The following is a 26,188-nucleotide window of genomic DNA, read 5'->3' on the forward strand; positions in this document are numbered from 1 at the left end:
ACCGGGACGCACGCCGGCTGCGCGCAAAGTAAACCCGCGCCTCACGTCCGGGCGAGGGCGCGCGACACTATTCCTTCCAGCTCGGCGGCCGACCCGAGGTCGTGCGGCCGCACCACGGCGTTGTCCGCCACATAGAAGAACGCAGCCCGCACGTCTTCCAGCGGTACGCCTTTCAGGCGTGCCCAGGCAAGCCGGTACACGGCAAGCTGGATCGAACGGGTCTTCAGCTGCCCGGCTGACGGGCGGCGGCCGGTCTTCCAGTCCACCAGGTCCCAGCGGCCGTCGGCGTCCTGGAAGACGGCGTCGACCCGTCCCCGGACAACTACGTCACCCACCCTTGTTTCGACCGGCACCTCAACGAAGGCCGGGGACCTGTCGGCCCATGGGGATGCCTTGAACGTGGCCACCATGTCGTCAAGGTCGTACGCAGCATCGATGTGATCGTCCGACCCCGGCGCCTCGCCGAGGTCAAGCATCCCCGCGGTTCCGAAGTACTCCTCCACCCAGGCATGGAAGGCCGTGCCCTTTCGCGCCGACATGCCCGGTTCGCGGGGAACCGGCCTGCGCAGCCGCCCTACCACTGCTTCAGGGTCCTCCCCGAGGTCCACGAGGGTGGAGGCGGAGATGTGGGTAGGCAGGTGAACCTCCTGGCCGCCTGACCTTCTGGCCCTGCGTTCCAGCAACAGCGCAGCTTCCCTCGCCCAGCCGGCGGCCGCTCCCGTGAGCAGCGGCCCCCCGCCGTTCCGGGGCACGCCCGCTCCGCTGGATTTCCCGGACTCCTCCGGCAGCGCCACGCCGGCCTCCAGCAGGCCCAACACCCGCCCGGCCGCAGCTTCCATGGCTGCCCTGCGGCCACGTGACATGCGGAGCCGCGCACCGGTCCGCGCGTCCGTCGGACCCTCCAGCGGGTCATAGGGCCACACCGCTTCTTCTGTCTCCAGCGTCAGCGGGCTTTCTTCCGGAAGGGCGGCCTCTTCCAAGGACAACCGATGGATCACGGCGGCAGCCTGAAGTTCGTTGCCGGCCGGCTGGGTCAGTGGTGCAAGCTCCGCCAGGAAGGGGGACATCTCGGCCCGGCCGGCGCGAGAACCCACCCAGGCGGCGCTCGATACCCACAGCACATGCTTGGCCCTTGTGTAGGCAACGTAGGCAAGCCGTCGTTCTTCTTCTTCCCCGTGAGCCTGCACCGCCGCCTTGAAATCTTTCTCAGCATCCAGCCACCCCTTTTGGTCCGGTTGTTCCACGTCCCACTGGGGAAGGTCGGCCCGGTCTCCGCGCAAAGGCCAAGGAAGGGCTGCCGACCCGCTGCTCCAGCGGGAATCCCTGTCGCTCGGGAAGGCTCCCGCGTTCAGCCCGGGCACGAAGACAACGTCCCATTCCAGGCCCTTGGACGCATGGACGGTCAACAGCTGGACTGCTTCCCGGTTCACGTCGCTGGCAGGTGCTTCCAGGCCGTTCTCCTCAGCGGAGGCAGCCTCCAGCCATGACAGGAAGGCGAGGATATCCACCCGTTGGGAGGTTCGGAGGAATCCCGCCGCGGCGTCCTGGAAGGCGTCGAGGTTACGCCGCGCCTGATGGATGCTGATCCAGGGCCGTGCCGCCACCTCGATATCCAGGAGCATGGCCCGTTCCACTTCACCCAGGAGGGTGGTGAGGTCATCGCCAAGGTAACCGCGCAATTGGCGCAGTTCCGCCGACAACCGGGCAAGACGCGTGCGGGCCGGCGCACCAAGGGTCCGTCCGTTCGACGACGTCCATCCGTCGCGCGGCAGGAAGTCCAGGGCTTCCACGAGGCTGGCGCCGTCCGTGAGGTCACTTTCCAGGACCGGCCCGTCACCGGCATCGCCTTCGTTGCCGGTGACGGTGTCGGTGTCGGTGTCCTCGAGGTTGAGCCCGGCGGAGGCTTTGCCCCGGTTTCGCGCCAGTTGGCTGGACCAGTCCCGCAGCGCCATCAGGTCCGCGGGACCTATGCGCCACCGTGCACCGGCCAGGAGCCGCATGAGGGCATCGGAACGGCCCGGGTCCGCAAGGACTCGCAGGGTGGCGACGAGGTCTACGATCTCGGGGGTGTCCAAGAGCCCGCCAAGGCCCACGATTTCGTAGGCGATGCCACGGGCCTCGAATTGCCGGCGGATGGTTTCCATCTGGGCGCGCCTGCGGCACAGCACGGCCAAGGCGGGGGCAACGGCGGTTCCGTCCGCCTTGGCTTCGAAGTCTGTGACCTTGTACCTCAGGACGTCCTCGGCCAGCGCGGCGGCCTCCTCGACGTCGCTGGCGAAGCGTCCCAGCACCACTGCTCCATCGACAGCGTGGGGGCTGGGTTGCAGCGGGGGCACTTCGGCCACGGCCGCCGTCGCTCCTGCCGGCCCGCGCCTGGCGGCCGACAGGCCAAGGGACTGGGACATGACGTTTGCGGCAGCGAGGATGGAGCGGCCGTTCCGCCAGGCTGTGGTCAAGTAGGAGGTTGGGGCGGGCGCCCAGCCCGACCCCGTGCCGGTTTCAGCGGTCCGGACGGGAAATTCACGGACGAAGTGGAACAACTGCCCGGCGGAAGCGCCGCGGAACCCGTAAATCGACTGGTTGGGGTCGCCGACTGCCGTGACCGCATGGCCGCCGCCGAAAAGGCGGGAAAAAAGTACCAGTTGCGCGTACGACGTGTCCTGGAACTCGTCGAGCAGGACAACCTTGTACCGCTGCCGCTCCATCGCGGCCGCCAGGGGAACCTCCTGCGCCACTTTCGCGGCGAGAGCCACGAGGTCCCCGAAATCGAGGGCGCCGCGGGCACGTTTCGCCGCAGCGTAGCGGCCCACCATATCAGCGACGCTCGCCCTGGTCCGCAGCATTCCGGCAAGCTCCGCCGCTGCCTGCGGCGGGTTCTTCTTCTTGTCTGCCAGATACGGCAGGGACTCGAATTCCGAGAGGCGCGCCATCAACCAGGCTTCGACGTCCTCGGGTTCCTGGAGGTGTTCGGCGCACTCCCCCGCCAGTTGGATCACGGCCTTCACCAGGGTGGACTTCGCCGCCCGGAAGTGGGCGTATTCGCCGTCGTAGGCCTCAACCACCTCACTTGCCAACTGCCATGCCTGCGCGCCGCCAAGCAATACCACATCGCGTTCCACACCCAGCCGGAGGCCGTAGTCCGAGACGATGCCGCTGGCGAAGGAATGGTACGTGGACACCTTGGGTTCCAGTGCGTCGCTGCTGAGCAGGCCCTCCGGAAACATCCCGCCGCCGGCGTCCTTTGCGGCAAGCCGCTGCAGGGCCAGCAGCTTCGACCGGATCCGGCCGGCGAGCTCGCCGGCAGCCTTCCGGGTGAACGTCACCCCCAGGACTTCCTCGGGCGTCACCCAGCCGTTGGCCACCAGCCATACCACCCTGTCCGCCATGGTGGCGGTCTTTCCCGAACCCGCCCCCGCGATCACCAGCCGGGGCGACAGGGGGGAAGAGATGATGGCCGACTGCTCCGGCGTCGGGATGTTCTTTTCGCCGAGCAGCACGGACAGCTCTTCGGGACTGAAACGGGATGTGGCGGCCTCCCCTGCAGTCAGGACCTCCATCGGGTGGCTCATTCGGTGACCTGCCTTCCACGGGCACACAGCGGACATACTTCGGGAAGCCGGCAGCCATGGCCGCCGTGGCTGCCCTTGGCCGGATCGTGCCGTGCGACGAATTCGCTGCCACCCATCACGGCGGCCGCATCCTTGACCATGTCCAACGCCCAGTTTTCCTGCGGGTCCAGAGGCTCCTGCTGCTGGATGGACGGGTTCTTGGCCCCGGTGCCGAGCTGCGCCAGGATGGCACCGCCGGACAAGCCGTTCCCCTGCGGGCCGGCCTCGAAACCGCCGGCGACCACCGCTGCCTGGTATGCACCAAGCTGTGGATGGCTGGAGAGCTCACCCTTGCCGGGCTGCCTCTTGCCGGTCTTGAGGTCCACCACCACCAGGCGGCCCTCGCCGTCGACCTCCAGCCGGTCAACCTGCCCGCGGAGCACTGCATCGCGCGGCGCCGCTGCGTCCACCACCACGTCCCCTAGGGCAACATCGAAGTCCTTTTCCACGCCCAGCAGGCTGCGGCCTTCAGCCCTCATGGCCACCACATACTGCGCCAACTTCCGCACCATGGACTCGGCGCGCTGAAAATCCAGCCGCCCTTCCCAGTTATCCTTCATCCCCAGCGCCGGCCAACGGCGCACCAGCTCCGCAACGTACTCGGAGCCGGACGCTTCCGGCATGTCCTGGGCGATCGCGTGCACAAGGGTGCCAAGGCTGCGGGCAAAGTCGGTGGCCGCCTCGCCGCCCGCCGCCTGGACGAACCAGTCCAGGGGCGACTTCTGCACGGTCTCCACCTTGGACGGGGACACGAACACGGTGGACCCCGGCGGCACCACGGCCTCGGAGGAGCTCAGCGGAGCCAGCCCCCACCAGGTGTCCGGGTGGGCACCGGCGACCGCAGGTTCGGCGGCGGCCAGGCGTGCCAGCACTTTGGCCGCCTCCTCCCTGTGCGCGGGATCCGCAGCATCGGATTGGGCATATTGCCGGAGTTCGGCGACCAGGGCACGCGGGGTCATGGGCCGCTCGACCTGGGTGAAAACGCGCCCCTCCTGCCCCGGTTCCAGTGGTGCGACGAAGTCCAGGAAGGATGACGGTTGGTCGTCTTCCGATGAGACGGCGGTGCACACCAGGAGTTCGCGTGCCCGCGATACCGCCGTGGAGAAACTGCGCAGTTCGTCATAGCGGATATCCCTCAACCGGCTCAACGGATCCCGTTGGAGCGCATACTCCGGTCCGTGTTCCACGGCGTCGGAGTACAGGGTGCTGCCGAGCAGTTCGCCGCGGAGCCTGGTATTGGGCCACACACCCTCCTGCAGCCCCGCAATGATGACGACCGGCCATTCGCGGCCCGCGGCGCTGGCCGGCGTCATCAGGTTAACGGCGTCATCCAGCTGGGCGCGGGCAGCGAGGGTGTCCATGGGAAGCTCCTGGTTCAGCAGGTATTCCAGGAACTGCTCAGGGCCCGCGCCGGGCATCTGGTCCACATACCGCTCAGCGGTGTGGAAGAGGGCCATCATCGCGTCGAGGTCGCGGTCCGCCCGGGCCCCGTGCGGACCGCCCGACAAGGCAGTTGACGTCCAAGCGGGGGCGAGGCCGGTGGAGTTCCACAGAGCCCACAACACTGATTCGGCATTGGCGCCGGGCAGGGCGGCTGCCGCGCGGCCGGCCTGGATCATCCTCGCGGTTCGCCGCGCTGCCCGGCCTTCAAGGCCCAAGGCGCCGAGCGCCCCGGGCTCGAGCAGTGCCTCGACCAGGAGGACATCGCTGGCTCGCCCGCCGCCACCGAGGAGTTCCTCCCGGCGGAGCGATTGCCGGAGCCGGCGGAGCTCGATGGATGTGGCCCCTCCGATCCGCGACGTCAGGAGGGCCACGGCGGCTTCCGGCGTCAGGAGGTCCGGATCCAAGGCAATGGCGAAGGCATCCAGGAGCGGCCGGACCGCTACCTCGTCCCGGACCGCGGATTCAGCCACGGGGACCCGGACCGGGATGCCCTGCCCGGACAGGTACCGCTGCAGCTCGCTGACCTGGCCGCCGTTGCGGACAATCACCGCCATGTCGCCAAGTCCGCGGTTGTGGTTGATGTGCTGGTCAAGGATTCTCTGGGCAACATAGCGCAGTTCATGGACTGGTGTGGGGACCAGGTGGGCCTCGACACGGCCGGCCGGGACGTTGTCCTCGTCGTGCGCCGGGCCATCGTTCCGGGCCGTCCGGCCGATTGGCTCCAGCCGCCGCGCCAACTGGCCGCCGGCACGTTGCGAGATGCGGCCGGCAACACTGAGCCACGACTCGGCGACGGCGGGGGCCAGGCCGTGCGCGTAACGGAGCGGACGTTCCAGGACGGGATCCTGGGCGGCCAGGAGCCGCGGCAGTTCAGCAACGAGGTCCGGCCTGGCGCCACGGAATCCCTGGACTACGGTGTCCGGAGACGACGTCACGTAGCAGTCGCTGCCGGCCCCGATATCGGCCAACAGTTCAAAGATTGCGGGGTTGGCCTCCTGGATATCGTCCACCAGGACCACCTGCAAGCGGTCACGCTCGGCCGCGAGGAAATCGGGGGCGTCCTGGAAGATCTGGCGGGCGGCTGTGATGATACCGGCAGGATCGAACGCTTCCGGCATCCGCAGGTCCAGGACGTCCCGGTACTCCGCGTAGAGCGCTGCAGCCGCTTTCCAGTCCGGACGTCCACACTGGTCCGCCAACCGGGAGAGGTCCTCGGCCGTGCGGCCGGATTCAATGACGCGGTCAAAGAGTTGCCGCACCTCCTGGCGGAAACCGCGGGTTTCCAGTGCACGGTCGAGATCGGCCGGCCACGGCAGCTCAAGGCCGGGGATCCTGTGTCCTTCCAGGAGCTCCTTGATAATCAGGTCCTGCTCCGGACCGGACAGGAGCCGGGGTGGCCTCGAGAGCTGGATGACGCCCTCGGCCTTGGCCCGCCGGATGAGGTCGAATGCATAGGACGCCCAGGTCCTGGCGGGAGTGGTGCTGAGGCTACGGTCCAGGCGGGCAGTGAAGCGGTCCCGCAGGAAGTCTGCGGCAAGGCGGGTGGGCGCCAGTATCAGCATGCGCTCCGGATCCACCCCGTCGCGGAAGACGCGCTGGACGGCTGCCTCCACCAGGACGGTGGTCTTTCCCGTGCCCGGTGCACCGGGTACCAGGACCGGCCCTGAACCCTGCGCAACATCCACCGCTGCCTGCTGGTCCGGCGTGAGCTGGATTGCTTCCGCATGCGCCCGGCGGGGCGGGAGCAGCCGAAGAGCAGGGGTACCGGAAAATGCACCCTCGTGGGCCTCCTGCCTTTCCTGCCGCGGGGCCAAGGGGCCGTTCAAGGGGATAGTTACTGTCACAAACTCATTCCATCATCAGCCACCGACAATCTCCGGAGCCTGCGCTCCAACTCCCCGGCGGCGGCATCGATCCGCTCAAAATCCTCGTCGGTGGGGGCCCAACGTGCCGCAGCCAAATCCACGCGCCACCGTCCTTCCCCTGTCCGGAGGTACGCCGCATGGTCTCCCTTCAGCGGGGTTCCCTCCTCGAGGTAGCGGTACAAAGCCTCGGCTTCGTGGCCTTCGGGGGCATGCCCGCTCGCTTTCAGGACGCGCCACCAGGGCACACCGCTTCCGAAGTGGCTCATCACCGAGCCCACCTGCCGGGGCCCACCGGACCCCAGGAGCTCGGCGACATCCCCGTACGACACTGCGGATCCCGGCGAAACCAGCCTGACAACGGCAAGGACCGCCTGGACATACTCTTTCCGCATTGATCCAATGTAGCGGCAGTGGCGTTCCACTAAATTGTCGGCGGGTCCCCTTAGCGTTGAACCATGAGCTCCTGGCATACCCTCCCCCGCGCAGCATTTGACCTTGAAACCACCGGCCGTAATTCGCGTGCGGCCAGGATCGTCACGGCGTCGATCACCGTGGTGGACCATGAAGGCGGGGTCATCAAGGAGCACGAGTGGCTGGCGGACCCGGGTGTGGAGATTCCCACGGAGGCCAGTGATGTCCACGGCATCACCACCGAGCAGGCGAGGCGGGACGGCCGGCCGGCCCATGAGGTGACGCGGGAGGTCGCCGCCGTCCTGCAGGAACTCTTTGACTCGGAAATCCCGGTCATCGCGTTCAATGCCAGCTACGACTTTACGGTCCTCGCTGCGGAGTCGGCGCGGTACGGGGTGCCGCAACTCCACCGCTTCCCCATCCTGGACCCGTACATCATGAACAAGCAAGTGGACCGGTACCGCAAGGGCAAGCGGACGCTCACTGCCCTCTGCGAGGAATACGGCGTGAACCTGGACAATGCTCACACCTCCGCCGCCGACGCTCTCGCCACCCTGCGCGTGCTCGATGCGATGGCCGGGAAGTTCCCCAAACTTCAGATGCCGGCGGGCAACCTGCACCAGCTCCAGATCGAATGGGCTACGGCCCAGGCCGCGGACTTCCAGAACTACCTCCGCAAGACCAAGCCTGCGGCCGTGATCGAGGGAGACTGGCCTGTCCTGCCGCCACAGGATGCCACTGCCGGAGGCTTCTAGGCCGCTCCTGCCGCCTGCCGGATTGGGAGGCATGTCACAGTCACGTTGCTTAATGAAAGTTCCCCCTCAGGTCGGCTGATCCTTCGTTCGCGCGGCCGCCAGGGGCTCTGATCACTCCATGAATCCTTCCACGGCTGATCATTATTCGGCCAACAAGTCATGGAGCAGCACTTTCTTCATCTCACTCCCCATAATCACGCTGGTGAGACAATAAAGTTTTGCGGTCACCGCCTGCCCAGCCCGGCTGGACCAGCGCCGGGAGCAGGTACCAGGCGCCACAGCGCAGCCCTGCGGCCCGGTCGACTTAGGACTCAATGAAAGTGACAACCTGATGAAAATCAAAGCGATGAAGTGGCTCACAACCGCTCCTGTTGCCCTCGCCCTTGCGGTTTCGCTCGCGGCGTGCGGTGGCTCCTCCCAGCCGAGCGGCACCCCCACCGACGCCCTGAAGGGCAGCGACCAGCAGACGCTGGACAAGTACACCACCGCGGACGTCACGCCGATCGACAAGATCGACAAGACCAAGCTCGGCCTCATCACCGAGGGCACCCTGCGCGTCGGCACCCTCTCCGATGCCCCGCCGAACATCTTCATTGACCCTTCCGGCAAGTTCACCGGCTACGACAACGAACTCCTGCGCGCCATCGGTGACAAGCTGGGCCTGAAGGTGGAGTTCGCCTCCACCGATTTCTCGGCCCTGTTGTCCCAGGTGGCCAACAAGCAGTTCGACGTCGGATCCTCCTCGATTTCCACCACGGACAAGCGCCGTGAGACGGTCGGTTTCACCAACGGCTACGACTTCGGCTACATGGCTGTCGTGACCAAGAACGACTCCACGGTCAAGGGCTTCGCCGACCTCAAGGACGGCGTGCGCATCGGCGTGGTCCAGGGCACTGTGCAGGACGACTACGTCACGAACACCCTGGGTCTCGAGCCGGTCCGGTTCCCGGACTACAACACTGTCTACGCCAATGTGAAGTCCGGCCAGGTCGACGCCTGGGTGGCACCCTCGCAGCAGGCCACCGGGCAGGTCAAGGATGGCGACAACACCAAGATTGCCGAGAAGGTGGTCAACACCCAGAACTTCACCGCGTACGCAGTGAACAAGGACAACAAGCCACTGATTGACGCCCTCAACGCGGGACTCGACGCCGTTATCGCTGACGGCACGTGGACCAAGCTCACGGCCCAGTGGTACACGGACCGTCCCACGGCCGCCGAGCAGACCCCGCAAGGCTGGAAGCCGGGCAGCAAAGCCGTCCAGGTTCCCGCGAAGTAACCCGGGCGTTCCATGGATATCCTCAAACTACTCTCCGATACCTTCCTTGACTGGAATGCCATCGGCGCCGTCCTGCCCAAAATGTTCGCCGTCGGGCTTCCGAATACGCTCGTTTTGGCCGTCTCCTCCGGCGTCATCGGAACAGTGCTTGGCATGCTGCTTGCCCTGATGGGGATCTCCCGGAACGCCGGGGCCCGCTGGGTCGCGCGTATCTACACGGACGTGCTCCGCGGGCTGCCGCCCATCCTCACCATCCTGGTGATCGGGCTGGGCTTCGGGCCGATCGTCCGGCAGTGGACCGGGTCCACCAGCCCCTACCCGATGGCAATCGCCGCACTGTCCCTGATGTCGGCCGCCTACATCGGCGAGATCTTCCGCTCCGGCATCCAGAGCGTGGACAAGGGACAACTCGAAGCCACCCGTGCCCTGGGGTTCGGCTACGGCCCGGCCATGCGCCTGGTGGTCGTGCCCCAGGGTGTACGGCGGGTGCTTCCGGCCCTGGTCAACCAGTTCATCGCGCTGATCAAGGAGTCCTCCCTGGTCTTCATGCTCGGGCTGCTGGCCAGCGAACGGGAGATCTTCCAGATCGGCAAGGACGCGGCGTCCACAAGCGGCAACCTGTCGCCCTACGTCGCTGCGGCCGTCTTTTACCTGGTGCTCACCGTTCCGTTGACGCACTTCGTGAACTGGATCGACAGGCGCCTCCGCACCGGACGGCCGGAAAAGAAAGAACCGGACGAAGCTGCAGCGGTCGTCGGGAAGGGAGCCCAGGCATGAGCGAGTTCACGTCCGGAACACTGAGCGCAAAGAATATCCACCTGTCCTTCGGCAGCAACCACGTGCTGCGGGGCATTGACCTGCACGTTCCGCAGGGCACGACGGCTTCCGTCATTGGCCCTTCGGGGTCGGGCAAGTCCACCCTGTTGCGGGTCATGAACCGGCTGATTGAACCGGACCAGGGGGACATCCTGCTGGACGGCCGTTCGGTCCTGAAGGACAACCCGGATGAACTCCGGCGCCGGATCGGGATGGTGTTCCAGCAGTTCAACCTGTTCCCGCACAAGACGGTGGTGGAGAACGTCTCGCTTGCCCTGCGGAAGCTGCGCAAGCTCTCCAAGGAGGAAGCGCGCGCCGAGGCCCTGGAGCAGTTGGACCTTGTCGGGTTGAAGCACAAGGCTGATTCCCGGCCCGCCAACCTGTCCGGCGGGCAGCAGCAGCGTGTCGCCATTGCCCGCGCGCTGGCCATGAAGCCGGAGGTGATGTTCTTTGACGAGGCGACCTCCGCGCTGGACCCTGAGCTGGTCAAGGGCGTGCTGGCCCTGATGGCGGACCTCGCCAAGGGCGGCATGACCATGGTGGTTGTCACCCACGAGATGGGTTTCTCCCGCAACGTGTCCGACGCGGTGACGTTCATGGACGCCGGCGTGGTGGTGGAGTCCGGCCCTCCTGAGCAGGTCTTCACCGAGCCACGGACGGACCGGCTGAAGGGGTTCCTCGCCGACGTCCTGTAGGCAGCCCGGCAGGCACGGACCAAAAATCCCCGCCTCCCGGACTTTTCCCCCTTGTACGCAGGGGGGGGGAAAAGTCCGGGAGGCGGGGATTGTCCGTTTAACGGCCGACGGCGGTCCTAGGCCTGGGCGGCTGCGGCCGCCTTGGCTGCGGCCGGGAGTGCGTCGTAGATCCGGTTCATGGCGTCGTCGTCGTGCGCGGCCGAGAGGAACCATGCCTCGAAGACCGAGGGCGGCAGGTAGACCCCGGATTCCAGCATGGAGTGGAAGAACGGGGCGTAGCGGAACGTTTCCTGCGCCTGGGCGTCGGCATAGTTATGGACACCATGGGCGGAGGTTCCGAAGGCCACCGAGAAGAGGTTCCCGGCGAACTGGATGGAGTGGTCCACCCCGGCCGCATCCAGGGCGGTGGAAACCGCGGACGACAGTTCCAGCGAGCGGACGTCGATGAAGGAGTAGACATCCCGCGTGGCGTGGGTCAGGGTAGCGACACCGGCGGCCATCGCCACCGGGTTTCCGGACAGCGTACCGGCCTGGTACACGGGGCCGGTGGGCGCGAGGTAGTCCATGACATCGGCACGGCCGCCCAGGGCCGCCGTCGGCATTCCGCCGCCGATGACCTTGCCGAAGGTGAGCAGGTCCGGGGTCCAGGGCTGTTCGGCGTCGGGGGCGCCGCCGGTGAGGCCCCAGTAGCCGGAGTAGCCGGTGCGGAAGCCGGTCAGGACTTCATCGACAATGAGGAGCGCGCCGTGCTCCCGGGTGATCCGGGAAAGGCCCAGGTTGAAGCCCTCGGCGGGTGTGACAACGCCCATGTTGGCCGGCGCGGCCTCGGTGATGACAGCCGCGATGTTCTGTCCGTGCGCGGCGAAGGCTTCCTCGACGGCCTGGAGGTCGTTATAGGGCAGCACCAGGGTTTCGGCAGCGGTGGCTTCCGTGACGCCGGCGGACCCGGGCAGGGCGAGGGTCGCCACGCCGGAGCCGGCGGCGGCCAGCAGTCCGTCAAGGTGGCCGTGGTAGCAGCCGGCGAACTTGATGATCAGGTTGCGGCCGGTGAAGCCGCGGGCCAGCCGGACCGCCGTCATGGTGGCCTCGGTGCCGGTGGACACCATCCGCAGGCGTTCGACGGCGGGCACGCGTTCCTGGACGATGGCCGCCAGGTTTGCCTCATCAGGCGTGGACGCACCGAAGGAAAGGCCACGGTCGACGGCGGCGTGGACGGCATCCAGCACGGCCGGGTGGGCGTGGCCCAGCAGGGCCGGTCCCCACGAGCAGACGAGGTCCACGTATTCCTTGCCGTCGGCGTCGGTCAGGTAGGGCCCCTTGGCTGAGACCATGAACCGAGGCGTGCCGCCGACGGAGCCGAAGGCGCGGACCGGCGAGTTGACGCCGCCCGGCATCAACTGGCGGGCGCGGTCGAAGAGTGCCTCGTTGCGAGGATTGCTGGAAGTCATGGTTCCTATTCTCTCAGTTAGCCGTAAGCACGGTTAGCCGGCGAGCAGCTCGGCCACCCGGGGCGCCACCGCCGTACCCATCAATTCGATCGAGCGCATCATGGCCGCATGCGGCAAAGGCCCGTTGCTGTATTTCAGGTCGAAGCGGTCCACGCCCAGGTTGCGTTTGAGCCGCACGATCTTTTGGGCCACCGTCTCCGGCGAGCCGACGTAGAGGGCGCCCTCAGCCGAGCAGAGGGCATCGAACTCGCCGCGGCCGGCCGGCCCCCAGCCGCGCTCGGCACCGAGCTTGTTGCGCAGCTTCAACCAGTGCGGGAACAGCTCTTCGCGGGCCTGCTCATCGGTGTCGGCCACATGGCCGGGCGAGTGCGTGGCCATCTGCTGCATCGGGTGGCCGTACTTCGCCATGGCCTCGCGGTAGAGGTCGGCGAGGGGCCGGAAACCGCCCGGCTGGCCGCCGATGATGGCGAAGATGATGGGGTAGCCGTACTGGGCGCACCGGAGGACGGATTCGGGGGTACCGCCCACGCCGATCCAGGTGGGCAGGAGGTGGTGTTCCAGCGGCGGGTAGACGCTCAGGCCGGCGAGGGCCGGGCGGGTGCGGCCTTCCCAGTGCACAGGTTTCTGTTCGCGGACCTTGTCGAACAGCTCGAGTTTCTCTTCGAACAGGACCTCATAGTCGGCCAGGTCCAGCCCGAACAGCGGGAAGGATTCGATGAAGGATCCGCGCCCCAGCATGACTTCCGCCCGGCCGTTGGAGATTGCGTCCACGGTGGAGAAGCGCTGGAACACCCTGATGGGATCGTCCGAGCTCAGGACGGTCACGGCAGAGCCCAGGCGGATGCGGGTGGTCCGTGCCGCAGCGGCGGCGAGGAAGACTTCAGGTGCGGACACGGCGTAGTCCTTGCGGTGGTGCTCCCCCACACCGAAAGCGTGGAGTCCGACGGCGTCCGCCAGTTCAGCCTGTTCCAGCAGTTGGCGCAGGACCTTGGCATGCGGTTGCGGGCTGCCGTCGGGGGACTCACCCACGTCGCCGAAGGTGTTCAGGCCCAGGAGGATGCGGTCGTCCCCCACCGGCGCGGTGGGTCCCGCCGCCTGGGCGGCCGTCACCGGGATTCCTTGAGCCAGCCGGCCAGTTCGGCGGCCCAGTACGTGAGGACCATGTGGGCGCCGGCCCGGCGGATGCCGAGGACGGACTCGGTGATGGCGGCGCGGCGGTCGATCCAGCCGTTGGCGGCTGCGGCCTCGATCATCGCGTACTCGCCGGAGATCTGGTAGGCGGACACGGGCACGGGGCTCATCGCGGCGACGTCGGCCACGATGTCGAGGTAGCTCATGGCCGGTTTGACCATGATGATGTCCGCGCCTTCAGCCAGGTCCAACTCCACTTCGCGGAGGGCTTCGGTGCGGTTGCCTGCATCCATCTGGTAGGTCCGCCGGTCTCCCTTGAGCTGGGAGTCCACGGCTTCCCGGAATGGTCCGTAGAACGCCGACGCGTACTTGGCGGAGTAGGCGATCACCGACGTGTTGAGGTGGCCGGCGTCGTCAAGGGCTGAGCGGATGGCGGCGATCTGGCCGTCCATCATGCCGGAGGGGCCCAGCATGTGGGCGCCGGCCTCAGCTTGCGCCACGGCCATCCGGGCGTAGATTTCCACGGTGCGGTCGTTGTCTACGTACCCGTCGGCGTCGAGCACCCCGCAGTGTCCGTGGTCGGTGAATTCGTCCAGGCAGACGTCGCTCATGATCACCAGGTCGTCGCCCACTTCCGCGCGGACGTCCCGGATGGCCTTGTTCAGCACACCGTCCGGATCCAGGGACGCCGAGCCTTCGGCGTCGCGGGTTTCCGGGATGCCGAAGAGCATGATGCCGCCCAGGCCGAGTTCCACCGCTTCCGCCGCGGCCCGTTTGAGCGTGTCGGTGGTGTGCTGGACCACGCCCGGCATGGACGTGATGGGGTTGGGTTCGGTGAGGCCTTCCCGGATGAAGGCCGGGAGGATGAGTTCGGCGGGCGCGAGCCGGGTTTCGGCGGTCAACCGGCGCATGGCGGGGGTGGTGCGCAGGCGGCGGGGGCGTTGGTTGGGGAAAGTCATGGGTCCTGTCCTTCGCGTGGTTCATCAGGCTTTTGGGGAGCGGGGAGGCGGGCGGGCCGGTCAGGGCGGGTTGAGGGCCTTCGCGACGGCGGCAACCAGCCCGTCAGGGGTGGGCTCGTCCGCCACCGCAGCCACGTCCAGGCCGAGCGCCACGGCCTGCTCCGCCGTCGACCGGCCGATGACGACCAGCCGGCAGCCCGGGCGGCCCGCGAGGGCTGAGAGGCGTCGCACAGCGCTGGGCGAGGCGGCTATCGCCGCATCGATGCGCCCCGCGGCGATCTCCGCCGCGGCGCCTTCCGGGGTGAGGAGGGAGTACGACGGCGGCTGGTGGCGTGCGCCGCCGTCGTCCGCTTGGACGGCGAGCCGGCGCTCTGCTGCCGCCGGGTAGTCCACGGTGCGGTAGGCAGTGACCGTCGTGACATCGCCCCCTGCCGCCCGCAGGCCATCGGCCAGTGTGGCAGCGGCGATGTCGGCCTGCGGCAACAGGATCCTGCCGCCTCCCGGCCAGACGCCCAGCAGGCCCGCTGCCGACTGCTCTCCGGCCGGAACAAGGGAAACGGTGAGGCCACCGGATTCCAGGAGCCTGCGCGTCGCCGGACCGATGGCCGCGATGCGCGTGCCTTCAGGGACCAGTCCGGCCAGGCCGAAGCCCCGGTCTGCGGCTTTTTCCAGCAGGACGTGCACGGTGGTCGCGCTGCTGAGCACCAGCCAGTCAAAGGCGCCGGCGGCCAGGGCATCGCAGGCGACGTCCACCGCGTGCTGGTCCGGTGCCCGTTCGAAGTCGATCAGCGGCAGCAGAACCGTCTCGGCGCCTGCCCTTTCAAGGGCGTCCACCAGGGCGGCGGCGCGTTCCGGGCTCCGGGTGACCAGCACCCTGGCACCGGCCAGGGGTCCGCCGCCGGACGGTTCACCGCTGCGCGGCGTGTCCGGTCCGGGGCTCGGCGAAGGCTGCGTCATCGCCAGGTCAGGACGCCTGCAGGTCTGCGATGTCGGCGGCTCCGGCGGCGAGGAGGACCTCAGCCAGCTCAATGCCCAGCAACGTGGCGCCGACTTCCGTCAGCCCGTCCGTGGCCCGTTTGTCCCGTACGGTGGCGGTGCCGTCCACGGCGCACACAACTGCTTCGAGGTGGAGCATGCTGCCTTTTCGGTAGGCGTACGCACCGACCGGTGCGGCGCAGCCCGCTTCGAGCCGGGCCAGCAGGGCCCGTTCGGCGGTAACCGCCAGGCGGGTGTCCGGGTCATCCAAGGCTGCAAGCGCCTGGGCCAGCACCTCGCGGGATCCTTCGGTGGCACCCGGTTTCGGCGGGGCATCGGCCGTGCGGCACTCGATGGCCAGTGAGCCCTGCCCGGCGGCGGGGAGCATCACGTCCGTTTCGAGGTATTCGCTGACGCTGTCCAGCCTGCCGATGCGTTCCAGTCCGGCGGCGGCGAGGACCACCGCGTCGAGGTCACAGGATTTTCCGGGCACCACCTGGTCAGTGGAGTTGCCGGGCAGTCCGGGCACGCGGCCCAGCCGGGTGTCCACATTGCCGCGGATATCGATGATCTCCAGGTCGGGCCGGGCAGCACGCAACTGCGCTGCCCGCCGCGGCGAACCGGTGCCCACCTTGGCTTCCGCCGGCAGGTCGGCCAGCTTGAGTCCGTCGCGGGCGCACAGGACGTCCCGCACATCCACCCGCCGGGGCGTCGCGGCCAGGCTCAGCCCCACGGCTGGTCCGGTGGGCAGGTCCTTGAGCGAGTGGACGGCGACGTCGCACTCATCGCGCAGCAGGGCATCACGCAATGCTGCGACGAAGACTCCGGTGCCGCCCATTTGCGACAACGATCCGGTGAGGACGTCGCCGTCGGTCCTGATGTGCACCAGTTCCACCGGGAAACCCCCGACGGCGGCCAGCTGGTCCGCGGTCTGCCGGGTCTGGGTCAGCGCGAGCTTGCTGGCGCGGGTTCCGATCCGGACAGTCACTGCTGTGCCGTTTCCCCGGCCGTCCCCGCGGGATAGGGGTCGTGCCCGGTTCCCACTGTGGTGTCAGCGCCGGAGATGGTGGGCTTTTCGCCACGGAAGTTGGCGCAGCAGCCGGGCCGGCACACGTCGTACCAGGGCCCGAGATCCGTGACGGCCGGGCGGTCGCTGATGTTGTTCGCCACGGTCCGCTCGCAGATGAGGTCCACGAGGCCGTCGACGAACGCGCGGTGCGTGCCGGGAGTGGGGACGCGGGTGGCGGCCAGTCCGAGGTTGGCGCAGGTTTCCATGGCTTCGGTGTCCAGGTCCCAAACGACTTCCATGTGGTCGCTGACGAAGCCCAGCGGCACGATGACGATTCCCTTGACCCCTTGGCCTGCCAGTTCCTCGATGGCGTCATTGATGTCCGGTTCCAGCCACGGAACATGCGGGGCGCCGGAACGGGACTGGTACACCAGGGACCACGGAGCGGCCAGGCCGGACTCCGCCTTGACCCGGTCCATGACCGCGGCGGCGTTGGCCAGGTGCTGGGCCACGTACGCCGAGCCTTCCTCGAACTCGCGCGGCTCGCCCTCGGAACGGCCGGCAGCCTCGGCGTCGCGGGTGGGGATGGAGTGGGTGGCGAACAGGACGTGGACGGGAGCCTCCGGGGTGCCTGCGGCCGCCAGTTTGGCCAGGACGTCCGCCAGGCCTGCGGAGGTGCCCTCGACGAACGGCTCCACGAAACCGGGGTGGTCGAAGTACTGGCGGACCTTGTCCACTTCCAGCCTGCCGTCCAGGCCGGTTTCGGTCAGGGCCATGCCGATGTCCTCGCGGTACTGGCGGCAGCTGGAGTAGCAGGAGTAGGCACTCGTGGTGAGCATCAGCACGCGGCGGTGGCCGGCGTCGTACGCTTCCTGGAGTGTCTGCGGGATGTAGGGCGCCCAGTTGCGGTTGCCCCACAGGACGGGAAGGTCGATCCCCCGGGACGCCAGCTCGGCCTCCAGGGCTGCCTTGAGCTCGCGGTTTTGCTGGTTGATGGGGCTGATGCCGCCGTTGGCCCGGTAATGGTGGGAGACCTCTTCAAGCCGTTCGTCCGGAATTCCGCGGCCGCGGGTGACGTTGCGCAGGAACGGAATGACATCGTCCTGGCCTTCCGGTCCGCCGAACGAGGCGAGCAGGACGGCGTCGTAATTCTTTGGCGCCATGCGTCCGGCTTCCGTAACGGGGTTGACCGCTGCCTGCGGATCCAGCGGGCTCATGCGAGGACCTCGGCAACCTCATCGGCGGTGATCCGGCGGCCGGTGTAGAAGGGCACTTCTTCACGGACGTGGTTGCGTGCCTCGGTGGCGCGCAGGTGGCGCATCAGGTCCACCAGGTCCACGAGTTCGGGCGCTTCCAGTCCAAGGATCCATTCCCAGTCCCCCAGCGCGAACGAGGAAACGGTGTTGGAGATTACCTGGGGGAACTCCCGGCCCAGGAGTCCGTGCTCCCGGAGCATCGCGCCGCGCTCCTCCTCCGGCAGGATGTACCACTCGTAGGAGCGGACGAACGGGTAGACACAGAGCCATTCAGCCGGCGCGACGCCGCGCGAGTAGGCGGGCGTGTGGTTCTTGGCGAATTCGGCCTCGCGGTGGACACCCATGGCGGACCAGACAATCTCGGTCCCGGCAAACAGGGTGCTGCGGCGGATGTCGCGGATGGCCTGCTGCAGCGCCTCGGGCTTGGGCCCGTGGAGCCACACCATCACGTCGGCGTCGGCACGCATGGCGGAGACGTCGTAGCTGCCCCGGTGCGTCACGCCCGCCTCGGCGAGCCGCTCCAGCAGGGCTTCGAAGTCGGCGGCAGCATCTGCGCTGCGGACCACCGACGCCGACCGCTTGAAGACCGTCCAGAGGGTGAAGAACTGCTCGGCTGATTCTTCGGTTTTAGTGACAGATTCGGCAGAAGTGTGGCTCATGGTTACCAGTTTGCCCCTTCACCGCCACCAAGTGGAAACCGAACAGTTCTACAACTCGTAGAAGTGATTAATGTCACATTATCCCGCCCCGCGGGTCAGGCTGTACGGCGTTTACAACCGGCGCATGCGCAGGAACACGAGGCCGGCGGCGGTCCCCACGCCGACGAGCCCGACTCCCAGCCACACCATGGCATCGGGGACACCCGGCAGGGCCTCGATGGACGAAACCGGGCGGCCCGGACTTGCCGGGACTCCGGCCGCCTGCGCGGTGCGGGCTGCCGGGGACGGCTGGGCGCCCGGCTGCAGGGCAGTGCTGGACGGCGAGCCAGTTGACGGAGCCCCGCCGGTTTCCAGACCGGCAGCAACCGGCGCCGTACTCTCCTGGCCTGCTGCAGCGTCACCGGCGGCCGTGCCGGGCGTTGCTGCTGCGACGCTGGATCCCGTGCCCGGATCGACAGCTCCGGGCGCGGGAGGGACCGCCGCCTGGGCAGCCGCCGGCGCTGATGGGGACGCCGCCGGCGCGGAGCCGGACGCCGCGCCGGCACCCGTGGACGCGGCAGGTGGCGGGACGGTGGCGGGGGCGGTCCTGGCGGACGACGGCGAAGAGGATGGCGAAGGAGTCGACGACGGCGCAGGGGTGGTCGGCATGGGGGTCCGCGCGGCCGGGGACAAAGGAGTCCCGGAGGTGGTCGGGAGCGGAAGATCGGGAAGCAGCGCGGACAGCGGGCCTCCCGCCGAAACGGCGGCGGACGCTGTTGTGCCGGCACTCAGCGACGCTTCCGCCGTGGGATCCTGCGGCGGGACTGCGTCCTCGGCCAAGGACGCCTGGACGCCGGTGGAAAGAACCAGTACCGCTCCGACGGCCGCTGCTGCGGTGCCTCGCCGGAGTCCCCCATGGATACCGGTCCGGGACATTGGAAGCTCGGACCTGTGTTGAACCATAGTCATCGACCCTAACCAGAACGCCGGCCCGATTGAAAACCGGGAACTGCCCGGCCGCAGGTTCTGAACGGGGGCGTCAAGGCGCCCCGACCCGCTGACCAGCAGTGATGGTCAGGCGCCGGTCATCCGGCCAGTTTGTTCCCGGGTATCGGCAACAACGGCAGCCAGGCCGTTCCCGGCCATCCAGCCGCCGACGACGGCCAGGCCGCCGGCAGCCGTGCACGCCTCCCGGATGGCTGCCGCCCGCGCCCGGTGTCCCACCGCGGCGAAGGGGAGGGACCCGCGCCACCGCACCACGTCCCAGTCCCGGATGTCGCCGGCCGCGACGGGAACGCCCAGCAGTGCTGATGCGTCGCGAAGCGACGCCGCGAAGAGCTCCTCATCGGAGTCCGGGCCGCCCGGCTGGGCGGAGGCGCCGTCCACCCGGCCGTAAGACAGCCGCAGCACGTGGCGGCCGGGGCCTGCAGCGGCGGCGAGCCAGTCCCATTTGCCGGTGGCATGGGTGAGTGCCTTCGCCTCGACGCCTGGGGTTTGCGGGGCCACCAGAATCCCGGTTCCGCGTGGCCGCCGGTCCAGGTCCGGCTGGTCCAGCACCAGGGTGACAAGTTTGACGTCAGGCCCCGAGGCCGGCTGCTTCCCTGCGATCGCAGGGACCGCAGCTTCCAGGAGCCCGACGGCGGCCGGACCGTCGACTGCCATGACCAGCAGGTCGCCGGTGAACGGCGCGCCGGCGGCGTCCACCCGCCACCCTGTAATGGTGCGGCTGACGGCCGTCGCCGCCGTGCCCGCCAGCAGGGTCACCCCCCGCGACCGCAGATCGGCCACCAGGGCATCCACCAGCGTGTGCATGCCACCGTCAAGACCGGCGACGGCGGACCCGGCCTTGGCGGGACGGCCCGGATCGGTGGCTCCCTCACCGATTGCGGGCCGACGCTGCGCAGACACCGCGGCAGCGAGGGAACCGTGATTCCGCAGCCCGGTTCGAAGGCCCGGCGCCACCATGTCGACGTCGAGCAGGCCGGGATCCGCGGAGTGGACACCGCCCACGACGGGGGAAACCAGCCGGTCCAGCACCCGCGCGCCCATCCGTGCCCGGACGAGGGCGGCAACGCTGGTTACGCCGGTACCGGCACCCACCGAGGCAGGCAGGAGCCGGTCCAGCGAGGCACGCAGCGAGCCCATGATGCCCAGGGTCCGCCGGACCTCCGGGTCCCAGGGGTTGGCCGGAATGCCCAGCACGCCGGTCTTGGGCAGTTCGCGGGGCCCGTCGGGAAGCTGGACCCAGGCACCGCCCGGGCGTGGGGAAACGATCCTTCCGCCCAGTCCCAGTTCGGTGGCAAGGCGTGCTACGGCGTCGGACCTTGTGGCGAAGGATTCCGCACCGCTGTCCAGCGTGAGGCCGGCCACGGTGTGGCTGCCAACGCAGCCCCCCCAAGCGTCACCGGCCTCGAGCACGGTGACGTCAAGGCCGGCAGTGGCGAGTTCCCGGGCGGACAGGAGCCCGGAAATCCCGCCGCCCACCACCAGCGCCGTGCCGGGCTTCGCCGGAGAACTGCCCACGGGTTACGCCGGCGGGATGGAGTGGATGAGCTCCACCACCCGGGTCAGGACGGCCGGATCCGTTTCGGGCGGCACGCCGTGCCCCAGGTTCAGGACATGGCCGGGGGCGGCGGAACCGGCCGCGATGACCTCCCGGACGTGGGCTTCGAGGATGTTCCAAGGAGCTGGGAGCAGCGCGGGGTCGATGTTGCCCTGCAGCGGCACCGTCCCGCCCAGCCGGCGGTTCGCCTCATCAAGGGGGAGCCGGTAGTCCACCCCCACCACGTCCACGCCAACGTCACGCATGGCCACCAGGAGTTCGGAGGTTCCGGTGCCGAAGTGGATGAGCGGAGCACCGAGGTGGCGGACGTGGTCAAGGGCCCGGGCCGAGGCCGGTGCAACATAGCGGGTGTAGTCGGCCAGGCCCAGCGAGCCGGCCCATGAGTCGAAGAGCTGGGCCGCCGAGGCACCCGCCTCCAGCTGCGCCTGGAGGAACATGCCGGAGGCGTCTGCGGCCCAATTTGCCAGGGCGTGCCAGGTTTCAGGGTCGGCGTGCATCATGGTGCGCGGGCCCAGGTGGTCGCGCGACGGCTTTCCTTCGACCATGTACGCGGCCAGCGTGAAGGGGGCGCCGGCGAAACCGATGAGCGGCGTCTTGCCCAGTTCAGCCACCGTCAGGCGGACGGCCTCGCGGATGGGCTCAAGCGCTTCCCAGGTCAGCTGCGGGAGGGCGGCGACGTCGGCGGCCGTGCGCACGGGCTTGTCCAGGACGGGCCCCACCCCCGGCACGATGTCGACGCCGACGCCGGCCAGCTTCAGCGGAATCACGATGTCGGAGAAGAAGATGCCGGCGTCGACGTCGTGGCGTCGTACGGGCTGCAGCGTGATCTCCGAGGCCAGTTCGGGCCGGAGGCAGGAGTCCAGCATGGCGATGCCCTCGCGGACCTTGAGGTACTCCGGCAACGACCGGCCCGCCTGCCGCATGAACCAGACGGGACGGCGGGAGGGTTTGCCTCCGCGGTAGGCCGTGATCAGCGGTGAGTCCGCTGTGCGGCCGTCCATCAGTGGATGGTCTGCGGCGAGGGCGCCGGCAGCGGAGACGGCAGGGCTAGGAGTCATGCTTTTGATTGTGCCCAAAAAGAGCCGCAAAAGATAACGACAACCTGTCGCCGTGCGGCCCTCGCGACGGGAAGGTGTCCGGGATCACCGCAGGGTGTGGCGACTATCCTTTCCGGCGGTTGTTCTACCGGGCAACGAAAAAGCTATGATTGGTCTGCTGTGGTTCTTTTCTCATTGGTGGCTACACACGCCGACATCGATCTTGAAACCGTCGCTCAGCTGAGCAACGGTTCCTCAGGGATTGCCGCGTCCACCCTCATCGAATCCCCCGCCGTGGCCGGCGCCGTGGTCCTGGCCACCTGCAACCGCTTCGAAATCTACGGTGAAGCCCCCAACGCTGCCGACGTCGAGGCTGCCCGCGCCGCCCTGGTCGCCCGCATCAGCGAGGCCAGCGGCTTGGCTGAACCCTTGGTCTCGCGTTCGTTCAATACCCGTACCGGGCCCGAGGTGACCCAGCACCTGTTCGCCGTGAGCGCCGGGCTTGACTCCGCCGTCGTCGGTGAACGCGAAATTGCCGGGCAGGTACGGCGCGCACTGATTACCGCACAGCACGACGGCACCGCCAGCGCCGGACTGGTCCGGCTCTTCCAGGCCGCGTCCAAGACCGCCAAGGACGTCGGCGCCCAGACTGCCCTGGGGTCCCGCGGCCTCTCCATTGTCTCGGTGGCGCTGGATCTTGCCACCGACCTTTCCGAAAGCCCCGACTGGTCTGCAAAGAAGGTAGTGCTTTTCGGAACCGGCGCCTACGCAGGCGCCACCATGGCCCTCCTCCGCGAACGCGGCTGCACGGACATCAGTGTCTACTCGTCTTCAGGGCGGGCCGAAGGATTCGTGGCAACACGCGGCGGCACGGCGCTGGACGCCGAGTCCCTGCGACCGGCGGTTGCTGCGGCTGACGTCATGATTGGCTGCAGCGGTTCGGACACCCGGGTGGAAGCCGATGAACTGGGCGAGGTCCGTGCGGATTCCACGCAGCCGTTGATCGCCATCGACCTTGCCCTCACCCACGATTTCGACCCCGCCGTCGGCGAACTGGACGGCGTCGAGCTGCTCACGCTGGAATCGGTGCGCCTCGCTGCCCCACAGGAGCAGGCCGAATCGCTGACGCACGCAAGCGGCATCGTCAACGGCGCCGCCAGGGCGTTCGAACAGGAACGCGAAGCCCGCTCGGTGGACTCCGCCATCGTTGCCCTGCGCCGCCACACCATGAACGTGCTGGACGCGGAGATGGAAAAGGTCCGGGCCCGCCACGGCTGCACCGCCGCCGCGGAAGAAGTCGAATTCGCGCTCCGACGGATGGTCAAGCAGCTGCTGCACGTTCCCACCGTCCGCGCCCGCGAACTTGCCGCCAACGGGCAGCAGGATGACTACGTGGCCGCTTTGGAAGCCCTGTACGGCATCACCGTCGAGCAGCCCGGAGCCGCTCCGGCCGCAACCGCGGAGGCCGAATGCCCGGTGGACCACACAGGCCGCGAAACCGCCTGACATCCCGGCAGCAAGGCCCGCTCACTTCCTGCCCCTCTCACGCCAACGCCCGCTCACTTCCTACCCCCCGTTGAGCCAACGCCCGCTCACTTCCTTCAAGAAAGTGAGCGGGCGTTGATTTGGAAGCTGTCGAAAGTGAGCGGGCGTTGGGGAAATTGGTGTCGAAGGTGAGCGGGCGTTTCCGTCAGTAGACGGGCTTGTCAGGCTCCACCTCGCGCACCCAGGCCAGGATCCCGCCGTCGAGGTGGCTGACCCGCTGGTAGCCTGCCTGGCGGGCCGCCGCGAGGACGTTCGCCGAGCGCGTCCCGGCCTTGCAATGGAACACGATGTCCCGGTCCTGCGGGAGTTCGCCCCACGCCTCGCCCGCCAGGATCCGTCCCTGCGGGATGAGCTTGGCTCCGTCGATCCGGACGATGTCGTACTCGCCGGCCTCCCGGACGTCCACCAGTTCGAAGTCCTTGAGCCCGGCTTTCCGCGATGCCAGCATGGTGGCCAGCTGGGTGGCGGTGATGGTGTGTTCCGTGTCCGTGGTGGACGCCGGGGCAATCCCGCAAAACGCCTCATAGTCCGTGAGTTCAGTGATGGGCTCCGCCGCCGGGTCCTTGGCGACCCGGATCTCCCGCCAGCTGCCGCCCAGGGCATCGAACAGCGCCACGCGGCCCAGCAGGGAGCGCCCGACGCCGGTAATCAGCTTCACCGCCTCGGTGACCATCAGCGAGCCCACGGCGGCGCACAACATACCGAAGACGCCGCCCTCGCCGCAGGAAGGCACGGAACCGGCGGGAGGGGCCTCGGGGTAGAGGTCCCGGTACGTGGGGCCGTGCTTCTCCCAGAAGACACTCACCTGTCCGTCGAAGCGGAAGATGGAGCCCCACACATAAGGCTTGCCCAGGATCGCGGCGGCATCGTTCACCAGATACCTGGTGGCGAAGTTGTCAGCGCCGTCCAGGATCAGGTCGTACTCTGCGAACAGTTCAAGCGCATTGCCCGAATCCAGGCGCACGTTGTGGAGCCGGACATCCACCAGCGGGTTCAGGGCGGCGATGGCATCGCGGGCCGACTCGATCTTGGGCCGTCCCACATCCTGCACGCCATGGATGACCTGGCGCTGCAGGTTGCTCAGGTCCACCACGTCGTCGTCGATGATGCCCAGCGTCCCCACCCCAGCCGCGGCGAGGTACAGCAGTGCTGGTGAACCGAGGCCGCCGGCTCCGATGACCAGCACTTTGGCGTTCTTGAGCCGCCGCTGCCCCAGCGCGCCGATCTCGGGAATGATCAGGTGCCGGGAGTAGCGTTCCACCTCGGCAGACGTCAGGGCAGCCGCCGGTTCCACCAGCGGATCCAGCGAATGGGTTGAAACATTTGCGGTGAACGTCGAAGCCATACTTCAATGTATGCCCCGGGATACCGCCGGGTCATATTACCCCGCAGTAAAGTGAATGTAACTGCAATGGAAAGAAGGACAACTGTGGTCCCTGAAGCACGGGCTGACCGCCCGCCCGCGGCCGAACCGCAAACTCCCTCCCGCCCCGCAGGCCAACGGTCCGCCCGGCTGCCCCGGGACGAACGCCGCGCGCAGTTGCTTGCCGCCGCCCAGGAAGTTTTCGTTGCGAACGGCTACCACGGGGCCGCGATGGACGAAATTGCAGAGACTGCCCACGTGAGCAAGCCTGTCCTGTACCAGCACTTCCCGTCCAAGCGTGAGCTGTACCTGGCCCTGCTGGAAAGCCACCTGACGTCACTGACCGAGCTGATGCTGGGGGCGTTGAACTCCACCACGGACAACGACGAGCGCGTTCAGGCCGTCATGCGCGCCTACTTCCACTTCATCGCCAACGACGACCAGGCACACCGCCTGGTGTTCGAATCGGACCTGATCAACGATCCCGATGTCAGCTCCAGGCTGGAGACCTTTAATCGGACCTTCGCAGACGCCATCGCCCGGGTCATTGCCGAGGACACCAAGCTCCCCCACCTGGAGGCGGAGCTCCTGGGCCGCGGCCTTGCCGGGATGGCGCAGGTCAGCGCCCGGTATTGGCTGGAAACGGACGGCAACCTGGACCTCAACGTGGCCAGCGACCTCATCTACCGTTTAGCTTGGCGCGGAATCTCTCGCTTCCCCAAAGAGTCCTAGACTACAAATAAGACATCATCGACGAACCAGGCTGGGAGGCCCCCTTGGAAATTAAGATCGGCGTTCAAAACGTTGGCCGCGAAATCGTGCTCGAATCAGACCAGGATGCTGAGACGGTGGCCAAGACTGTTGGTGAAGCCATCAATGACGGCACCCAGTTGCGCCTGAAGGATGACAAGGGACGCCTGATCATTGTGCCCGGCAACGCACTTGCCTATGTGGAAATTGGTGCTGAAGAGGTCCGCCGCGTAGGTTTCGGCCAGTTCTAGGCTGACCGCACGTTCCAAGGAGATCCATGCTGTCGCTGACCATCGTGGTGCTTGCCACGCTCGCCGCCGGGTTTATCGTCTGGGCCAATGACAAACGCCATTCCCGATACGGCGCGGGCGTGCCCGTCGGGATCGCCGTGGGCGTCGCGGCGATGGCGTGGATCATCCTCATGACGGCAGGTTTCGGCTACCTTCCGGGTTTGACGTGGCTCCCCTGGGTCCTGCCCATTGTCCTCGGCACCGCCGCGGCCATTGCCGCCGTCGCCTACCTGGGCCGCACCCGGACACGCCATGACACGGAACGGCTGAACGCGGTCCTGCGGGGCTGAACCGGACCCTGAGTAAAGCTGTGGCCACCACCCGGACGGGTGGTGGCCACAGGCTTTTTATG

23 protein-coding genes are annotated in these 26,188 nt (G+C 67.9%); 8 read left to right on the top strand and 15 right to left on the bottom strand.

Features of this window, described 5'->3' with window-relative positions:
- Nucleotides 1-41 precede the first annotated feature (41 nt).
- From DFO47_RS05755 to DFO47_RS05765, 3 genes are read right to left on the bottom strand one after another with little or no spacing between them, the layout of a single operon-like run.
- A complete protein-coding gene (locus tag DFO47_RS05755; protein ID WP_243835361.1) occupies nt 42-3,569 on the bottom strand; it encodes a UvrD-helicase domain-containing protein in 3,528 nt (1,175 codons plus the stop codon).
- Complete coding sequence (locus DFO47_RS05760) at nt 3,566-6,865, bottom strand: ATP-dependent DNA helicase (protein ID WP_133831076.1); 3,300 nt, start codon at nt 6,863-6,865, stop codon at nt 3,566-3,568. Before DFO47_RS05760 ends, DFO47_RS05755 begins: the two co-directional genes overlap by 4 nt.
- Before the next feature lie 26 nt (nt 6,866-6,891).
- The gene (locus DFO47_RS05765) at nt 6,892-7,308 is read right to left on the bottom strand and encodes an MGMT family protein (RefSeq protein ID WP_109863756.1); all 417 of its coding nucleotides are present in this window, start codon (nt 7,306-7,308) and stop codon (nt 6,892-6,894) included.
- A gap of 63 nt (nt 7,309-7,371) precedes the next feature.
- Between DFO47_RS05765 and DFO47_RS05770 the strand changes: the two genes are divergently transcribed.
- On the top strand, nt 7,372-8,082 hold the full coding sequence (locus DFO47_RS05770) for a 3'-5' exonuclease (RefSeq protein WP_133830996.1): 711 nt from the start codon (nt 7,372-7,374) through the stop codon (nt 8,080-8,082).
- Nucleotides 8,083-8,223: 141 nt separating this feature from the next.
- Here the strand turns inward: DFO47_RS05770 and DFO47_RS21090 are convergent, their stop codons facing one another.
- The gene (locus DFO47_RS21090) at nt 8,224-8,442 is read right to left on the bottom strand and encodes a hypothetical protein (RefSeq protein WP_166651668.1); all 219 of its coding nucleotides are present in this window, start codon (nt 8,440-8,442) and stop codon (nt 8,224-8,226) included.
- On the opposite strand from DFO47_RS21090, the gene DFO47_RS05775 reads away from it, so the two are divergent.
- Genes DFO47_RS05775 through DFO47_RS05785 form a run of 3 tightly spaced genes read left to right on the top strand, consistent with a single transcriptional unit; the run spans nt 8,414 to nt 10,872 of the window.
- Nucleotides 8,414-9,361, top strand: a complete 948-nt coding sequence (locus tag DFO47_RS05775) for an ABC transporter substrate-binding protein (RefSeq protein WP_018760269.1) — start codon at nt 8,414-8,416, stop codon at nt 9,359-9,361. The genes DFO47_RS21090 and DFO47_RS05775 overlap by 29 nt on opposite strands.
- 12 nt (nt 9,362-9,373) lie before the next feature.
- Nucleotides 9,374-10,138, top strand: coding sequence for an amino acid ABC transporter permease (locus DFO47_RS05780; RefSeq protein ID WP_018760270.1), 765 nt, complete (start codon nt 9,374-9,376; stop codon nt 10,136-10,138).
- A complete protein-coding gene (locus tag DFO47_RS05785) occupies nt 10,135-10,872 on the top strand; it encodes an amino acid ABC transporter ATP-binding protein (protein WP_018760271.1) in 738 nt (245 codons plus the stop codon). Before DFO47_RS05780 ends, DFO47_RS05785 begins: the two co-directional genes overlap by 4 nt.
- Before the next feature lie 116 nt (nt 10,873-10,988).
- Here the strand turns inward: DFO47_RS05785 and hemL are convergent, their stop codons facing one another.
- The 10 genes from hemL to hemE form a co-directional block, all read right to left on the bottom strand.
- Nucleotides 10,989-12,320 carry a glutamate-1-semialdehyde 2,1-aminomutase gene (gene hemL / locus DFO47_RS05790; RefSeq protein ID WP_109863752.1) on the bottom strand — a complete coding sequence of 444 codons (1,332 nt, stop codon included), beginning with the start codon at nt 12,318-12,320 and terminating at the stop codon, nt 10,989-10,991.
- 33 nt (nt 12,321-12,353) lie between these two features.
- Nucleotides 12,354-13,430 (bottom strand): LLM class flavin-dependent oxidoreductase, encoded by a 1,077-nt coding sequence (locus DFO47_RS05795; protein ID WP_133830997.1) that lies wholly within the window; start codon nt 13,428-13,430, stop codon nt 12,354-12,356.
- Nucleotides 13,427-14,410 (bottom strand): porphobilinogen synthase, encoded by a 984-nt coding sequence (gene hemB / locus DFO47_RS05800; protein WP_133830998.1) that lies wholly within the window; start codon nt 14,408-14,410, stop codon nt 13,427-13,429. The genes DFO47_RS05795 and hemB overlap by 4 nt, the downstream gene beginning before the upstream one ends.
- A 60-nt stretch (nt 14,411-14,470) precedes the next feature.
- On the bottom strand, nt 14,471-15,367 hold the full coding sequence (locus tag DFO47_RS05805; RefSeq protein ID WP_133830999.1) for a uroporphyrinogen-III synthase: 897 nt from the start codon (nt 15,365-15,367) through the stop codon (nt 14,471-14,473).
- A 7-nt stretch (nt 15,368-15,374) separates the two neighbouring features.
- Nucleotides 15,375-16,373 carry a hydroxymethylbilane synthase gene (gene hemC, locus DFO47_RS05810; protein WP_109863750.1) on the bottom strand — a complete coding sequence of 333 codons (999 nt, stop codon included), beginning with the start codon at nt 16,371-16,373 and terminating at the stop codon, nt 15,375-15,377.
- A complete protein-coding gene (locus tag DFO47_RS05815; RefSeq protein WP_109863749.1) occupies nt 16,370-17,611 on the bottom strand; it encodes a ferrochelatase in 1,242 nt (413 codons plus the stop codon). The genes hemC and DFO47_RS05815 overlap by 4 nt, the downstream gene beginning before the upstream one ends.
- Complete coding sequence (gene hemQ, locus DFO47_RS05820) at nt 17,608-18,309, bottom strand: hydrogen peroxide-dependent heme synthase (protein ID WP_018760278.1); 702 nt, start codon at nt 18,307-18,309, stop codon at nt 17,608-17,610. Before hemQ ends, DFO47_RS05815 begins: the two co-directional genes overlap by 4 nt.
- A gap of 111 nt (nt 18,310-18,420) precedes the next feature.
- Nucleotides 18,421-19,224, bottom strand: a complete 804-nt coding sequence (locus DFO47_RS05825) for a hypothetical protein (protein WP_133831000.1) — start codon at nt 19,222-19,224, stop codon at nt 18,421-18,423.
- Between the two features lie 138 nt (nt 19,225-19,362).
- Nucleotides 19,363-20,811 (bottom strand): protoporphyrinogen oxidase, encoded by a 1,449-nt coding sequence (gene hemG / locus DFO47_RS05830; protein ID WP_133831001.1) that lies wholly within the window; start codon nt 20,809-20,811, stop codon nt 19,363-19,365.
- Nucleotides 20,812-20,814: 3 nt separating this feature from the next.
- Nucleotides 20,815-21,909 carry a uroporphyrinogen decarboxylase gene (gene hemE, locus DFO47_RS05835; RefSeq protein ID WP_133831002.1) on the bottom strand — a complete coding sequence of 365 codons (1,095 nt, stop codon included), beginning with the start codon at nt 21,907-21,909 and terminating at the stop codon, nt 20,815-20,817.
- Between the two features lie 159 nt (nt 21,910-22,068).
- On the opposite strand from hemE, the gene DFO47_RS05840 reads away from it, so the two are divergent.
- Nucleotides 22,069-23,394, top strand: a complete 1,326-nt coding sequence (locus DFO47_RS05840; RefSeq protein ID WP_133831003.1) for a glutamyl-tRNA reductase — start codon at nt 22,069-22,071, stop codon at nt 23,392-23,394.
- 184 nt (nt 23,395-23,578) lie between these two features.
- Here the strand turns inward: DFO47_RS05840 and moeB are convergent, their stop codons facing one another.
- Nucleotides 23,579-24,778, bottom strand: coding sequence for a molybdopterin-synthase adenylyltransferase MoeB (gene moeB / locus DFO47_RS05845; RefSeq protein WP_018760282.1), 1,200 nt, complete (start codon nt 24,776-24,778; stop codon nt 23,579-23,581).
- An 84-nt stretch (nt 24,779-24,862) separates the two neighbouring features.
- On the opposite strand from moeB, the gene DFO47_RS05850 reads away from it, so the two are divergent.
- The 3 genes from DFO47_RS05850 to DFO47_RS05860 are packed head-to-tail and all read left to right on the top strand — an operon-like array spanning nt 24,863 to nt 26,126.
- On the top strand, nt 24,863-25,528 hold the full coding sequence (locus DFO47_RS05850; protein WP_018760283.1) for a TetR/AcrR family transcriptional regulator: 666 nt from the start codon (nt 24,863-24,865) through the stop codon (nt 25,526-25,528).
- Nucleotides 25,529-25,572: 44 nt separating this feature from the next.
- Nucleotides 25,573-25,797, top strand: a complete 225-nt coding sequence (locus DFO47_RS05855) for a DUF3107 domain-containing protein (protein WP_018760284.1) — start codon at nt 25,573-25,575, stop codon at nt 25,795-25,797.
- A gap of 26 nt (nt 25,798-25,823) precedes the next feature.
- Nucleotides 25,824-26,126 (top strand): hypothetical protein, encoded by a 303-nt coding sequence (locus tag DFO47_RS05860; RefSeq protein ID WP_133831004.1) that lies wholly within the window; start codon nt 25,824-25,826, stop codon nt 26,124-26,126.
- The last annotated feature ends 62 nt before the right edge of the window (nt 26,127-26,188 follow it).

The sequence above is a fragment of the Arthrobacter sp. AG258 genome (genome assembly GCF_004364695.1).
Taxonomy (GTDB): Bacteria; Actinomycetota; Actinomycetes; order Actinomycetales; family Micrococcaceae; genus Arthrobacter.

Coding starts and splice junctions, on each gene's coding strand:
- DFO47_RS05805 (WP_133830999.1), bottom strand. CDS start 15,367: ATGACGCAGCCTTCGCCGAGCCCCGGACCGGACACGCCGCGCAGCGGT.
- hemL (WP_109863752.1), bottom strand. CDS start 12,320: ATGACTTCCAGCAATCCTCGCAACGAGGCACTCTTCGACCGCGCCCGC.
- moeB (WP_018760282.1), bottom strand. CDS start 24,778: ATGGCTTCGACGTTCACCGCAAATGTTTCAACCCATTCGCTGGATCCG.
- DFO47_RS05755 (WP_243835361.1), bottom strand. CDS start 3,569: ATGAGCCACCCGATGGAGGTCCTGACTGCAGGGGAGGCCGCCACATCC.
- DFO47_RS05765 (WP_109863756.1), bottom strand. CDS start 7,308: ATGCGGAAAGAGTATGTCCAGGCGGTCCTTGCCGTTGTCAGGCTGGTT.
- DFO47_RS05860 (WP_133831004.1), top strand. CDS start 25,824: ATGCTGTCGCTGACCATCGTGGTGCTTGCCACGCTCGCCGCCGGGTTT.
- hemE (WP_133831002.1), bottom strand. CDS start 21,909: ATGACTCCTAGCCCTGCCGTCTCCGCTGCCGGCGCCCTCGCCGCAGAC.
- hemB (WP_133830998.1), bottom strand. CDS start 14,410: ATGACTTTCCCCAACCAACGCCCCCGCCGCCTGCGCACCACCCCCGCC.
- hemQ (WP_018760278.1), bottom strand. CDS start 18,309: ATGAGCCACACTTCTGCCGAATCTGTCACTAAAACCGAAGAATCAGCC.
- DFO47_RS05775 (WP_018760269.1), top strand. CDS start 8,414: ATGAAAATCAAAGCGATGAAGTGGCTCACAACCGCTCCTGTTGCCCTC.
- DFO47_RS05815 (WP_109863749.1), bottom strand. CDS start 17,611: ATGAGCCCGCTGGATCCGCAGGCAGCGGTCAACCCCGTTACGGAAGCC.
- DFO47_RS05770 (WP_133830996.1), top strand. CDS start 7,372: ATGAGCTCCTGGCATACCCTCCCCCGCGCAGCATTTGACCTTGAAACC.
- DFO47_RS05780 (WP_018760270.1), top strand. CDS start 9,374: ATGGATATCCTCAAACTACTCTCCGATACCTTCCTTGACTGGAATGCC.
- DFO47_RS05785 (WP_018760271.1), top strand. CDS start 10,135: ATGAGCGAGTTCACGTCCGGAACACTGAGCGCAAAGAATATCCACCTG.
- DFO47_RS05825 (WP_133831000.1), bottom strand. CDS start 19,224: ATGTCCCGGACCGGTATCCATGGGGGACTCCGGCGAGGCACCGCAGCA.